Source organism: Natronomonas amylolytica (genome assembly GCF_037031205.1).
In the GTDB taxonomy this organism is placed as follows: Archaea; Halobacteriota; Halobacteria; order Halobacteriales; family Haloarculaceae; genus Natronomonas; species Natronomonas amylolytica.
This window is the reverse complement of sequence record NZ_JAYEZM010000001.1, coordinates 269,241-282,486: the sequence shown is the minus strand read 5'-3', so window position 1 is coordinate 282,486 and position 13,246 is coordinate 269,241. Positions and strand designations below refer to the sequence as shown.

The window sequence follows — 13,246 nt, the reverse complement described above, 5'->3', positions numbered from 1 at the left end:
ACGTCTGATATTTAGTCCTAGTGTCTAATTACCGGTAGCCCCATTCCTCGGAAGGAAAACGCGATTGATTCGCCCAGTATAACACTTCTATTATTAGCCAGAAAGTCAGGGATACGATTCACGGTTACCTTCTTGTGTCGTGTTAGTTCATGACAAGGATGTCCGAGATTGGCGGAACGGTTTCTTACATCTGTATGAAATGAAAGTCTCGAGAATAGTCCGTATTCGATGGATGTCAGTCTATGACAGGACCCGTCGACTGGTATCTCCCAAATAGAACCGATACGATAAACTCGGATATGACACCCTTTTTATTAATCTTGTAATATACATTAGCCATTGGCTGGTTCCACGTCACTACATTTAGTTTTTTCACGAAACTTATACCTGAGTATTCTGTTTAGATCGTATTCGTACTGGTGTCGTTACCACCTTAAGATACCGTAGCAACGCAGTACTGGAGAATCGGGGCTCTCAGAGTGATATTCAGAGCTAAGCTCGAGGAACATACCGAAACAGCCCATCCGGGATCTTCGGACCCCTACGCAGCTATATCATACCTAAAAAGTTAGCGGTGATATGTGGTACATCGAAGTAGAGTCTGCATACCGATTGATCCGCCATGCTGGTTTTACACGTGATTCGTCAGCATCACTGAACGAGCGGGTCCATCCTGCCGAAGCACTGTAGGTGGCTGGTGATTAGGACCACCGGCGCTCAACAGGAGACGTGTATTTGGCGTCTTCGCGGGTTCAATTGACGGTTCTCCCGAACGCTACATATCGCAGTTGTTGTCTTGACACGATCGCATAATCTGCTCACCACCCATCGAATCAAGCACGTTGTAATAATCAGATTCGCTCTCCTTTTCGCTGGGCGATTTCCCTTCTAAGAGATAGAACGGTTGGATAGCCCGATGGTCGCAAGCCCGCCAAGTGGCAGGCCGGGTCCAGTTGAATTCCCGTCCCTCTAAATGCTGAATCAGATCGTCTGGTGATGCGGATCCAACGGTATCCACGGCAGTGAGCGCTTCCATGCTGGCATCGAATGCCGGGGCGGTAAACCAGTCCGGCAACTGTCCGTACTCCTCGCGGAATGCAGTGCTGAATTCTTTCGAGCCTTCGGCCTCCCAGTAGAAGTGGGTTCCAGCGTACACTCCGTCAAGCGCCTCTGAGCCAACGGCATTGGCTAGGAGATTCCCAGCGAAGACGAAAAACAGGTCCATCTCGTTATGGAGGCCCGCACCCCTCGCCTGCTGAAGGAATCGAATCGAGTCCGACGCAGCCGAAATGAAGTAGCAAACATCGGCATTGCTTTCACGTGCGTCGGAGATCTGTGAACTGAAATCTTGGTTTCCGAGCGGGAACGTACTCGTTCCACGGACGTCTGCATCACGCTCGTCTCTGAGTAGTTGCTCGACAGCGTTGGTTGTCGCACGGCCAGCTGAGTAGTCCCCAGCGAGCACATACAAACTATCGAACAACCCGTTTTCGTACGCCGCAACAGGCGCGCCCGCGAATTGGTACCCGTTCGAGTGAGCCGCGAACGTGTACTTGTTGCATTTTTCGCCGGTTATACTTGTTGCGCCGCCGCCGACAGGCAAATACAGCAATTCTTCACGCTTTGCGACGTCCTGTAGCGCGAGAATTACGGAACTGCTGAATCCTCCGATGAGGATGTCGATGTCTTCCGACTGTATCAACTCGTTCGTTTTTGGAACAGCCGTGCCCGCTTCTGTTCCCGAGTCTCTAACGAAGGTTTCGACTGGTCGACCGGCGACCTGTTCCTCGACCCGGGACGTTGCCATCTCGAGGGATTGCGTCATCGTTTCACCAGCTGAAGCAAACGGACCGCTCGTGGGGACGACAAATCCGATTTTCAGTGCTTCATTGCTACCTTGACCGAGCGGATTGGTACAGCCCGCAAGGGAGACTGCTCCCGACGCTCCGAGTCCCTTCAACACTGTTCGTCTATCTATTCGAGTCGCCATCGATGCACCTACGTCTTGGCGGTTGGGCCCCCGCTTACCATCCGACATACTGGTTGTCAATGTCTCTCTTCGGTATAAAACTAAGGAAAATTAGAATCGCAAAACTTGCTCCCCCACCAACTTGGAAACTACGTCGTTCCTAGCACGGGATACTTTTATTGAAATATGGGACCCAGTTCGGGTATGGACGTCTATATCCCGTATCGCTCCGAGAATCCGAAGACCCGTCTTTCACCTTCTCTTTCACGGGACGAACGCCGAGGGCTGAGCCGTGCTATGCTTATAGATGTCTACGAGACGGTCGTCAACGCTGGACACAACCCAATCGTACTGGCGACCGAGTCAGTGAGCCTCGACGTCAGGACCACCATTTTGACCGAGCCCTTGAGCGAAGCTGTCAATTCAGTTCTACCGACGAATGGAGGCGACCAGACACGAAAATCAGATGTCGCTACCGATCCGACCGCTGTCGTCATGGCCGATCTCGGTCTACTGACCGTAGATGCAATCGAGCGATTATTCGAACCCGATTCGGCTCTCGTAATCGCTCCCGGTCAGCGTGGAGGAACGAATGCGCTGGTAAGTCGCTCACGCGACTTTTACGTCGACTACCACGGTGCCAGTTTCCGCGACCATCGCGAAATCGCAAGTGCCAACGGAATCGATATTGCTGAGGTCGACTCGTTCAGGCTCGCATGCGATATTGACGAACCCTCTGACCTCGTCGATCTGTTCCTCCACGGACAGGGGAAAGCGGGACGATACCTACGGGACCGGTTCTGGATTGACGATGAGGGCGGCACAGTCACTGTTCGCAAAGACTCAAGTGAAAATCGATAGCCCCGATTGGGCAACCCGCGTCGACAGTTTCGAATTGCTCGCTCACGGTTTTGCCAAGCGGTTGAATCCCACAAATTAAGTAGCTATATGTTTGCTATGCATGTACATGCCGCAAGAGCAGACTGATCTACAGATAGAGATTCTCCGGCTGCTGGACGAACAACAGACCCTAAAGATACGTGACCTCGCAGATGCCATCGACGAATCCGCAGTATCGATCGATATCGAGTGTTACAATCTCTGTGAGCAGGACCTCATCCAACACCTTGGGAAGGGTCGGTATCAACTTACTGACCACAGGAACGACAACAGCGTGGTGGCCAACCCGAGAGGGTCGGCAGACGATTGCGACAAAGAATACTAAATCGGAGCATTAACGCGCCTAACGCGTCTCTAGGAGTCGAGAAAGGTACTATCCAGTCTACTGGGAACGGCAGGAACTTCTCGGTCCACTGCCGATACGGTCACGCTGGGTGATGTCGAACAGACACCCGACGACAACCATGGCATCCATCAAGAGGCCGGGTGGACGCCCTGACACGTCACGTTGCTTTCAGTTAGGTGGTGCTGAACGCTGTCAGCAAGCTATTTTTTTCTGTGGGCACCACCACGAGTGTGAGATACTACGAAGACGTCACCATCGGTGAAGCGTACGAACACGGCAGTTATACCTTCGACCGAGACGAAATCGTCTCGTTCGCTGAACAGTACGATCCTCAGCCGTTTCATATCGACGAAGACTACGGCCAAGATTCGATGTTCGGTAGTCTGATCGCCAGCGGACTACACACTTTGTCTGTCTGTAACCGCCTTGCAACGGATGGGGTCTTGGAGAACTTCGCAATTCTCGGAGGCCGAGGGGTAGATGAACTACGATTCCTTGAACCGGTATACCCCGATGATACGCTCTCGGTCGAAGTAACCGTCCGGAAGAAGCACGGGATCGACCGCCGTCACGGGCGAGGGGATGTCGATATCCAGGTTACTGGGTTCGATGAGAACGCGATCGAGAAAATCAGATGGACCGCGCTTACGATGATAGAAACGCGGGGAGCGAACGGGAACTGACGATCATACCTGAAAGCAAACCAGGCATACACGACCGTCAGTCGAGAGTGAGTAGGTGGTCGCCCATGTCGACGCTGTCACCTTCGCTGACACCGATTTCCGTTACTGTCCCATCGTACTTGGAGACGATGTCGTTTTCCATCTTCATCGCTTCGAGGACGCAGATAATGTCGCCCGACTCAACCTCGTCACCCTCCTCGACGTTGACCGAGAGAATCGTCCCCTGCATCTCGGCCTCAATCCGGTTGCTGTCGCCTGAATCAGTCGAAGGGGGACTTGTGGCCGCTTCTCCCTCGGCTGCGTCGAGCAGTCCCGAATCGCTGGTACTGTCACCCTCTGAGGTCGCTACGGCCGCCTCCCTCGACGCTGGGTCAGCCTGTGGCCCGAAAATCCCGGCCTCACCCTCTTCTTGATACAGCGTCATCTCGAACCGCCTACCGCCCAACTCGACGAGGAACTCCCGACCCACGTAGTCGTCACCGGGGCTGGTCCCGTTCGTCTCGGCACCCCACTGTTCCTGTGCAGATTCGAGGCGATGCTGACTGAGCTCCTCGTCGAGATATTTCGTGGTATGGGCCCCGTCGATGAACGTCTCGTCGTCGAGCATCAACTGGTGGAACGGAACCGTCGTCGACAGCCCATCCACGTCGAAGGCCTCGAACGCACGGCGTGACCGTGCCAGACACTCTGTACGGTCTGTGCCATGAACGATCAGTTTCGCGATCATCGAGTCGTACTCACCACCAACCACGTCGCCTTGTCGAATCGCATCGTCGAGACGAACGCCGATTCCTCCGGGTGGGTCGTACGTCTCGAGAGTTCCGGTTTCGGGTGAGAACTCATCCGCGGGATTCTCCGCGTTGATGCGGAACTCTATCGCGTGGCCATTGAACGTCACATCGTCCTGCTCGAAGGCCAACTCCTCGCCGGCCGCGACCCGAAGCTGCCACTTGACGACGTCGATGTCCGTAATCTCCTCTGAGACGGTATGCTCGACCTGAATCCGGGTGTTCACTTCGAGGAAATAGAATTCGTCGTCCTCGACGAGGAATTCTACTGTTCCGGCGTTCGTGTAGTTTGTCGACTCAAGGCCATGACGTGCCGCCGCAGCGATCTCCTCGCGCATGTCAGCGTCGAGTGCCGGGCTCGGTGCCTCTTCGATGATCTTCTGATGGCGACGCTGGAGCGAGCAATCGCGCTCGCCGAGATGTCGAACGTTGCCGTGTTCGTCCGCGAGAATCTGTATTTCGATGTGCCGCGGGTTCTCGAGATACCGTTCCAAGTAGACAGAATCGTTGTCGAAGTATGCTTCTCCTTCGCGCTTGGCGCTCTCAAGCTGTGCTTCTACTTCGTCCGGTTCGCGGACGACTTTCATACCGCGCCCACCGCCACCGCCCTCGGCCTTGATGGCAACCGGGTAGCCGTGTTCGTCGGCGAAGGCAGTCACGTCGTCAACGCTCTCGACGGGATCTGTGGTGCCGGGGACAATCGGTACATCGGCATCTCGCATCACCGTCCGAGCTTTCGTCTTTTCACCGAGTTGCGTCATCGCCTCGCTGCTGGGGCCAATCCAAGTTACACCGTCCGTCTCCTCGACTCGGCGTGCGAACTCGGCGTTCTCTGCGAGGAACCCGTATCCCGGATGGATGGCATCGGCGCCGGACTGCGTTGCGACGTCGATGATCGCTTCTTGGTCCAGATACGACTCGCTCGCCGGTGCTGGACCGATATTGTACGCCTCGTCAGCGAATCGGGCATGGCCAGCGTCCTTGTCAGCGTCGCTATACACCGCGACGGTCTCAATTCCTAGGTCCTTGCACGCATTCATCACCCTGACCGCAATCTCGCTACGATTGGCAATCAGCACCTTGTCAAACGGCATCAACTCTATATTTACACATCCAGTGTATTATTCTGTCGGTGTGTGGTGTCTGAGAGAGGGTATCGATCACCTTCGCAGCACGGACGGGGGTCAGCATGTACCCTGTCCAGCAAACCACAGTTGTGATTAGAATCGCGTTCAATGATACCGATGTTATGACACTGGATACAGGGGGCGTCGGACGTGCATTCGATAGAGTGTCGACGCCAAACACGGCCTGCCAGAACGTTCACAGCAACGGGCAGTCAGTCGGCAGAACGCGTCTCTGTACCGAATATCGTGGCGGCAATCCGGTTGAGCGTTACACTGTCCCGCCGAGTAAGGGAGGGCGCTCGTGAGTAGAGAGTTGTCCGTCGTTTCGTACAACATCCACTCGGGGATCGGTATCGACGGGCGACATAGTCTGCAACGTGTCGCTGACGTTCTCGAGCGACTCGATGCGGACGTCATCAGCCTACAGGAAGTACAACGGGAACTCGCCGAAGAGACCGGCTTCGAAGACCAGCCAGCAAAACTCCAATCAATGCTGGACCACGACGGTGCGTACGGACCAACCGTTACCCTCACCGAAGATGACGTCGAGGAAGTCGAAGAGGACCTCGGCGTTACCGATAGTAGCCTTGCCCGCGAGTTCGGCAATCTGATTCTCGTCGATGGGACCGTGAAGTCCGTTGAATACGATACGCTCACCAGTCCCGCCGACGGCGGCCAGCGAGGCTACATTACTGCTGTCGTCGAATGTGCCGGAATCGAACTACGAATCGTCAACACGCATCTCGGTCTCAGTCGCGAAATCCGCGAGCGACAGCTAGACGAACTCTTCAAGTCGCTCGGCACGCTGGAGCGGCCGACGATTCTCGCCGGAGATTTTAACGCTCGGCCGAGCTGGCCGGCGATCGACAGACTAACCGAACGCTTTGTTGACGCGTTTGCCGAAGACGGCAACGATCGGTTTACCTTCCCGACGCCGTACGTTGACCGGAAGCCGCAGGAGTACTACGAGCGGACATACACCCCACACCGACGCATCGACTACGTGTTCTGTACGTCCGAGGTGTCGGTCGATTCGACGGAGGTCTACCACAGCCTTGCCTCCGACCACTCCCCGATACTTGCCCGCCTTTCTGTCCCCGCCGACAGGTGACGAGACAGACTAGGCTGCGCCCAGAACTAAGAAAGGCCCCGAACACCAGGTCGTTTTGACCCGGATTCGAGCCACGACGCCGTTTAGCTACCATGGCAACGTGGTCGTCTGCTAGCCGACAATACGGCTGTAAACCGTGTCAATCGTCAGAAGCCAGCGAGCATGTGGGTCTCGGTATCTTCTTCATTGTTCAGGATCCACTCACCATCATCCTCCTCGTGGAAGTACGGAAGGACTTCCTCGCCGAACAACTCAACTGCTTCGCGCTCTTTCTCCAAGGACGGCCCCTTTGGCAGGCGGAACCGCATTACACAGTAGTCGATGTCGTACTTCTCCTCGTACTCCGCCATCTTCTCGATACAGTCTTCGGGGTTCCCGATGACCATGTGGTCACGCAGGTTTTCGAGTGTGAAGTCGTCCTCGGACTGGAAGTCGGGGTGATGTGTGAGAATTCCCTGATGGTAGTAGAACAACAACTCTTCTTTGAATATCGGGCCGAAGACCTCTTCTGCCTCTTCCCTAGTCGGGGCGACGTATGCATCGCGCATCAATCCGATGCGGGCGTCGTTACCGCGCTCTTCGGCAGCCTCCTTGTAGAGGTCGATCTGGCGCTTGAACGTTTCTTCTTCTAGAGGGAACGGGTCCAGCGCCCACCCCTCTCCTAGTTCACCGGCGCGTTCGATCGCTGGGTCGGCTTGGCCGCCCGGCCAGATGGGAGGTCTCGGTTCCTGATACGGGTCAGGAGATTGGAAGACCTCCTCAAACTGGTGATACTTTCCGTCGAAGCTGAACGGCTCGTCCTTCGAAGAAGCCCACGCCTCTTTGATGACTTCCAATCCATCGATGAAGCGTCCAAACTTGTCATCGGGGTCGTGTCCGAAGTACTGGGGGTAGCCGGGATGGTACCCCATCGCTGGGACGTAGACGAACCGACCCTTCGAGAGCTGGTCGATGTATGCGACCTGCTCGGCGATGCGCATCGGATTGTACAGCGAGAGCACGTTCGCCCACGTTCCCAGCTTGATCTCGTCGGTGAGTGTCGCCAAGGAACTCAACAGCCCCATCTGGTCCGGAACGTAGGTCTCGGGACGCATATGTCGGTCAGGAACCCACAATCCGTCGTAACCGACGTCTTCGGCCATCTGTGACGTCTCGAGCAAGTGGTCGATGAACTCTGCGACTTCGTCGCGACCGGGATGCGGTGCATCGTAGTCGGCCGCGTGTGTATCGGGCATATACCCTATTCTCATTTGTCGGCCCTCGTTTGGTAAGTGCTCACACTATACTTAAAGTTTATTAATGATATATAATCATTATCCGGTCCAGCTCTGCTCGCTCCGGATCGGGGGAAGATAGTCGATTGCTGCCGGGTGAGGAGGAAGTTTTAATTATCTGATTTCCGTTGGTCGAATCACTGTGACCGCGCTTTCCCAAGAGCAGCAGATGTTAGCACAGTCTCTGATGGAACTCGCCGAAAACGAGTTCAGCGACGCGGCCTTCGAGTGGGATGGCGAGCCACCGTGGGAGAACGTCGAGTTGCTGGCGGACCAAGGTTTCCTCGGCATCAATATCGGCGAGGAATACGGTGGTGGCGGCATGTCCGAGTTCGAGGCAATGCTCACCATCGAGATCGTCGGGTCAGTCTGTCCGGACACCGCGGAGTTCCTGTACAACCAACAGATGGTCGCACCACGGGCCATCGAGATGTTCGGCACCGACGAGGCTAAAGAGGAGTATCTTCCACCGGTAACAGCCGGTGAAGATGCCATCGCAATCGCCATCTCGGAGCCGGAATCCGGCTCTGACGTGGGGTCGATGAACACCACCGCCGAGGACGACGGCGATAGCATCGTCATTAACGGCGAGAAGACGTGGGTAAGCAATGTCAAACATGCGAGTGCCGCCGTCACGTGGGTGAAGTTTCCAGAAGGACTCGGATCAGTGATCGTCGACCTCGATTCACCCGGTATCGAGATTCAGCAGCACTATACTAACATGGCTGATCACGAGCAGACACACTTCTATCTCGAAGACGTCAAGGTTCCCGAACGGAACGTTCTCACTCGAGGGACGGAAGGATTCAAAAACCAGCTCAAAGCCCTGAACTGGGAGCGACTGGGGAGTGCGACGCTGGCGAATACGATCGCTCGCTGTGCGCTGGACGAGGCTCTCGAATACGCCGAGCAGCGAGAGCAGTTCGACCAACCGATCGGGGAATTTCAGGGCATCGAGTGGAAGCTAGCCGATATGGTCACGGAACTAGAGGCGTCCAGAGCACTCACGTATCGTGCCGCTGAACGGGCGCATGAACAAGACCGTATCCCCGACAGGGTTGACGCGTCGATAGCGAAACTCTACTCCGGAACGATGGCCGAATCGGTAGTTAGCGAAGCCCTCCAGATTCATGGGGCAAACGGATATCAGCGCGACCACCCCCTCGAATACCTCTACCGCCTCGCTCGTGGCCGGCGTATCGCGGCGGGTACGGACGAGATCCAAAAGAACACCATCGCCTCAGTCGTCAAGAGCGATGGTCTCCCCTCGCTACTCTGACTGATTCTGGAACCAAACACGTTCCAGCCTCCGCTTGTGTTCTGTTGATGGTCACTCACTGAGGAGTCTGTTATGTGCTGCCCTGACACGTGTTCACAAAAGACGTAGCTATAAGTACCGGTGGAAATTAATGGCCGTTGCAGGTGAGAAATTAGCCATGGAATTCGGAATTGGAACCTTCAATTGCGACAGACACCCAGACGACGATCGACCACACTCGGAACTGTATCAAGAGATGATAGAGGAAGTTCAGGTTGCCGAGGAGAACAACTTCGACTGTGCGTGGCTGACCGAACACCACTTCACGGATGGCGGCTATATGCCGTCGGTTACGTCGGGAATGGCAGCATTGGCTGCGGTGACTGACGACATCGATATCGGCACCAACATCGCTCTTGGGCCACAGTACAAACAGCCAGTGCGACTGGCGGAAGACCTAGCTGTCATCGACAACATCTCGGAGGGACGAGTACGGTTCGGCGTGGGCAACGGCTATCGGGTCGAAGAGTTCGAGCATTTCAACGTGCCCCTCGAAGAACGCGCAGTTCGACTGCGGAACCTCATCCAGATACTGCGGAAGTCGTGGGCAGACGAACCGTTGCACCACGAACCACACGAAGTGTTGCAGGGAGAGCGCAGTTCTTGGGAGTTCGACGGCGCCAACGTCACGCCGCCACCGGCACAGGACGGCGGACCGCCGATAATTATCGGCGGGTTCGCCCCACCCGCGATCGAACGCGCCGGGAAGATGGGCGATGGGTTCACCATCGGTTCGCTCGTCGGCCTCGAGGAAGCCGAGGAGGCCGTCGACCTGTACTGGCAATCAGTCGAGGAGGCAGGAAAAGACCCCGATGAACAGGAACTGGTCATTTGGAACTTCGCGTTCCTGACTGATGGGGGAGACGCCGAATCGATCGTCGATGACGGCTGGGAGCAGACCCTAGACCAATACGGGCGCTGGTATCACAACGCCGGTATGATCGAGGATCCGAACGACCTCCACGCTGGCTTCAACGAGGTCGCGATGTACTACGACTCCCCCGAGCGGATGATCGAGGAGATCGAGCGATATCAAGAGATCTTCGGCGACGACTTCCACTTCGTGTACCAAGCTGCCCAACCGTGTCTCGACTCCGACGCACTGAAAGAATCGATCGAGCTCTTCGGGCAGGAAGTCATTCCGCACTTCAACTGACAATCACCTCCGTTCTCTCCGACGTGAGCCTATTTTGAGATCCAGACTTGAAAGGGAGCAGTGGTGAGTCACGATTTCTTCGGGTTATATTTCAGCGGTATTACCAAAATAGATATTACTATGTGGATTCACCCCTTATCCGGAATGCCAACGAGTAACAGCGTTTCCATCCAGAGGAGCGGATAGCTCATGAAAAGAGTCAAAAGACGTACATTTATTGCGGGATCCGCCGGCGCTGCGGGGTTGACGGGTCTCACAGGCTGTCTCGGTGACAGCGGTACCAGCGGGTCCGATTCGATCGTATTTGGGATTCCGGTGCCAACGAGTGGACCACCGGCAGTGTACGGCAACGGGTCAGTCGAAGCGGTCGAATATGCGATTCAATCACAGTTCGACGGCGAAATCGCTGGGAAGAAAGTCGAAACAGCCGTTCGGGACACGAAAGGTGATCCGGGCGTTGCGGTGCCGGCTGCGACGGAACTGATCACCGAGGAGGACGCGGACGTACTCCTTGGAGGCTACGTCAGCGCGTCCTGTCTCGGAATCATGGATGTCGCCAAACGAGAGGGTGTTCCGTACATCCCACAGGCGACCTCCGTCCAGATAACCGGTGAGAACTGTAACCGCTACACGTTCCACCATAGCCCGAACAGCCGCCAGAACGCTGCGAGTATCCTCGCTGCCTACGAGAACGACGTCTTCGACACGCTCCATATCCATCACGCCGATTTAGCTGGGGAACGTGACATGGCGGATGCGACGGAGGCGACGCTCGAATCAACGGACGCGGAAGTCGTCGAGCGAACCACGTTCCCGGAGGGCAACGAGGACTTCAGTACCGGCATCAGTGCCATGCGGGATAGCGATGCGGACGCCGCGTTTCTCATCTACAACCTTGGCGGTGTTATCTCCTTCCTCTCGCAGGCTATCCAAGCCGGGTTGAAAGAAGAAATGGAATTCATTTTCCCGATGGTTAGCCCGCAACTCGCAGCGGGTGCTGGCGAAGAAGCAGTTGAGGGAGTATACGGGACCAACTTCTTCTACTGGCGACAGGAGAACGCCTTGGAGTTCAGTGACCAGTATCTCGAGAGCAATGACCACCGACCACGTTGGTGGGAAGCAGGTTCGTACGAAGGTGCGATGGAGCTTCTTTCCGCCATCGAACGCGAGGATGGTGAGACGGCTGCAGATGGTATCATTTCCCAACTCGAAGGACGGGAATTCGACTGGATCACGTCCGCAAGGTGGCGTGAGTGTGACCACCTCTCGATAAAGGACATGCTCCTCCTTCGTGGAAAGTCGCCGGATGAAAAGGAAGAAGAGAGCGACTACTTCAGTGTCGCCGGAACGAAAAGCGCAGACGTGGCGACGCTGCCGTGCAGCGAGAAGGCGTGCAATATGGACTGAAAACGAACAAGCAGTGAACGGTCACGGAAGTGCTGCGACAGCAGCGAGCAAGCGATCACGGAGCAGATAGCGGCAGTCGGTCACGGCGACGCGGTTGTCACGTTGAGGTTATGGGCTCAAGGGCGGTGAGCATCGATTCGATATCGGCTGGTGTCGCGGTATAGGGCGGCATCACGGAAATCGTGTCGGCACCCGTCTGCTCCTGTAGCTCCTGTAACCGACTTCGGCACTCTTCAGGGGTGCCCGCCACTGTGAGTTCGTCGACCATCGGGTCGCATATCGCTGCCGTAGCAGCGTCACGATTCCCCTTTCTCCAGTGAGCAGCTGCTTCGTCAGGGGCGTCGCCGAATCCAAACTGGGCGACATGGCCGTTGTATCCGACGGCCATTGCCTGTGCGAGTGACCGCCTCGCCTGTGTTCGGGCTGCTGCTGTCGTCTCCGCCACTGATGTCGTGACGAGGGGGGTCACGGAAACGTCAGCGGGATCGCGGTCTGCAGCCTCCACACCGTGGAGGATCTCCTCTTCGTACAGAGTTCGAATGGTTTCCGGCGGCGTATAGACAGGAAGCCAGCCGTCGGCATACTCTCCGGTCAGTCTACAGTTCGTCGGCCCCATCGCGGCGTTGTAGATCGGCATGGTTTCTCGGTCCATGTCGAACCCCACCGGGTACGGCCCGACATCGAAGATCTCTCCGTCGTACTCGACGGTTTCCTCAGCGAACATCGCTTGCAGGACTTCTATCATCTCTCGTGTCCTGCGGAGCGGCCGTTCGTACGACTGCCCGTACCACGACTTGATGACGGTCTCAGTGCTCACGCCGAGCCCCAGTACCGTTCGGCCGTCGGACAGCATATCTAGGGTCGCCGCGCTCATCGCGATCAGCGCTGGTGGGCGGGTGAAGACGTTCGTAATCGCTGTCCCCAAGTTGATGGTCTCGGTCGCAGTCGCGATGCTACTCAGGTTCATGAACGAATTCGTGCTGTACGATTCGCCCTTCCAAACCGTTCGGAACTCTGCCGCTTCAGCAGCTTTCGCCAGTTCGACGGTATCTTGAATGGTGTAGTTGCCGATTTTGCCCTCCGGTAAGAGGAGATCGAGCTGTGCCATACGCTATCGATATGAGAGCCGTCATATATCACTTCTGCCCACGAACCCCCGTCTCGAGA

11 protein-coding genes are annotated in these 13,246 nt (G+C 56.1%); 7 read left to right on the top strand and 4 right to left on the bottom strand.

Annotation, left to right across the window (positions count from 1 at the left end):
• Positions 1-775: 775 nt before the first annotated feature.
• The gene (locus U5914_RS01535; RefSeq protein ID WP_336133654.1) at positions 776-2,038 is read right to left on the bottom strand and encodes an ABC transporter substrate-binding protein; all 1,263 of its coding nucleotides are present in this window, start codon (positions 2,036-2,038) and stop codon (positions 776-778) included.
• Between the two features lie 135 nt (positions 2,039-2,173).
• On the opposite strand from U5914_RS01535, the gene cofC reads away from it, so the two are divergent.
• The 3 genes from cofC (at position 2,174) to U5914_RS01520 (ending at position 3,898) form a co-directional block, all read left to right on the top strand.
• On the top strand, positions 2,174-2,830 hold the full coding sequence (gene cofC / locus U5914_RS01530; RefSeq protein WP_336133653.1) for a 2-phospho-L-lactate guanylyltransferase: 657 nt from the start codon (positions 2,174-2,176) through the stop codon (positions 2,828-2,830).
• Between the two features lie 106 nt (positions 2,831-2,936).
• Complete coding sequence (locus U5914_RS01525; RefSeq protein WP_336133652.1) at positions 2,937-3,194, top strand: hypothetical protein; 258 nt, start codon at positions 2,937-2,939, stop codon at positions 3,192-3,194.
• A gap of 251 nt (positions 3,195-3,445) precedes the next feature.
• Complete coding sequence (locus U5914_RS01520; protein ID WP_336133651.1) at positions 3,446-3,898, top strand: MaoC/PaaZ C-terminal domain-containing protein; 453 nt, start codon at positions 3,446-3,448, stop codon at positions 3,896-3,898.
• Between the two features lie 37 nt (positions 3,899-3,935).
• On the opposite strand, the gene U5914_RS01515 is transcribed toward U5914_RS01520, so the two are convergent.
• Entirely contained in the window at positions 3,936-5,780 is a 1,845-nt protein-coding gene (locus tag U5914_RS01515; protein ID WP_336133650.1) for an acetyl-CoA carboxylase biotin carboxylase subunit, read from the bottom strand.
• Positions 5,781-6,114: 334 nt separating this feature from the next.
• Between U5914_RS01515 and U5914_RS01510 the strand changes: the two genes are divergently transcribed.
• Positions 6,115-6,924, top strand: coding sequence for an endonuclease/exonuclease/phosphatase family protein (locus tag U5914_RS01510; protein ID WP_336133649.1), 810 nt, complete (start codon positions 6,115-6,117; stop codon positions 6,922-6,924).
• Positions 6,925-7,070: 146 nt separating this feature from the next.
• On the opposite strand, the gene U5914_RS01505 is transcribed toward U5914_RS01510, so the two are convergent.
• The gene (locus U5914_RS01505) at positions 7,071-8,174 is read right to left on the bottom strand and encodes an LLM class flavin-dependent oxidoreductase (protein ID WP_336133648.1); all 1,104 of its coding nucleotides are present in this window, start codon (positions 8,172-8,174) and stop codon (positions 7,071-7,073) included.
• Between the two features lie 166 nt (positions 8,175-8,340).
• Here U5914_RS01505 and U5914_RS01500 point away from each other — a divergent pair, with 166 nt between their 5' ends.
• The 3 genes from U5914_RS01500 to U5914_RS01490 all read left to right on the top strand — a co-directional run bounded on the left by U5914_RS01500 (position 8,341) and on the right by U5914_RS01490 (position 12,079).
• Entirely contained in the window at positions 8,341-9,477 is a 1,137-nt protein-coding gene (locus tag U5914_RS01500; protein WP_336133646.1) for an acyl-CoA dehydrogenase family protein, read from the top strand.
• 157 nt (positions 9,478-9,634) lie between these two features.
• Positions 9,635-10,672, top strand: coding sequence for an LLM class flavin-dependent oxidoreductase (locus U5914_RS01495; protein WP_336133644.1), 1,038 nt, complete (start codon positions 9,635-9,637; stop codon positions 10,670-10,672).
• Positions 10,673-10,915: 243 nt separating this feature from the next.
• Positions 10,916-12,079, top strand: coding sequence for an ABC transporter substrate-binding protein (locus tag U5914_RS01490; protein ID WP_336133642.1), 1,164 nt, complete (start codon positions 10,916-10,918; stop codon positions 12,077-12,079).
• A gap of 97 nt (positions 12,080-12,176) precedes the next feature.
• Here the strand turns inward: U5914_RS01490 and U5914_RS01485 are convergent, their stop codons facing one another.
• Entirely contained in the window at positions 12,177-13,187 is a 1,011-nt protein-coding gene (locus U5914_RS01485) for an LLM class flavin-dependent oxidoreductase (protein WP_336133641.1), read from the bottom strand.
• Positions 13,188-13,246 lie beyond the last annotated feature (59 nt).

Bases quoted from the DNA above. Each gene is read 5' to 3' on its own strand.
- U5914_RS01525 (WP_336133652.1), top strand. From the start codon at position 2,937: ATGCCGCAAGAGCAGACTGATCTACAGATAGAGATTCTCCGGCTGCTG.
- cofC (WP_336133653.1), top strand. From the start codon at position 2,174: ATGGACGTCTATATCCCGTATCGCTCCGAGAATCCGAAGACCCGTCTT.
- U5914_RS01495 (WP_336133644.1), top strand. From the start codon at position 9,635: ATGGAATTCGGAATTGGAACCTTCAATTGCGACAGACACCCAGACGAC.
- U5914_RS01515 (WP_336133650.1), bottom strand. From the start codon at position 5,780: ATGCCGTTTGACAAGGTGCTGATTGCCAATCGTAGCGAGATTGCGGTC.
- U5914_RS01485 (WP_336133641.1), bottom strand. From the start codon at position 13,187: ATGGCACAGCTCGATCTCCTCTTACCGGAGGGCAAAATCGGCAACTAC.
- U5914_RS01535 (WP_336133654.1), bottom strand. From the start codon at position 2,038: ATGTCGGATGGTAAGCGGGGGCCCAACCGCCAAGACGTAGGTGCATCG.
- U5914_RS01505 (WP_336133648.1), bottom strand. From the start codon at position 8,174: ATGAGAATAGGGTATATGCCCGATACACACGCGGCCGACTACGATGCA.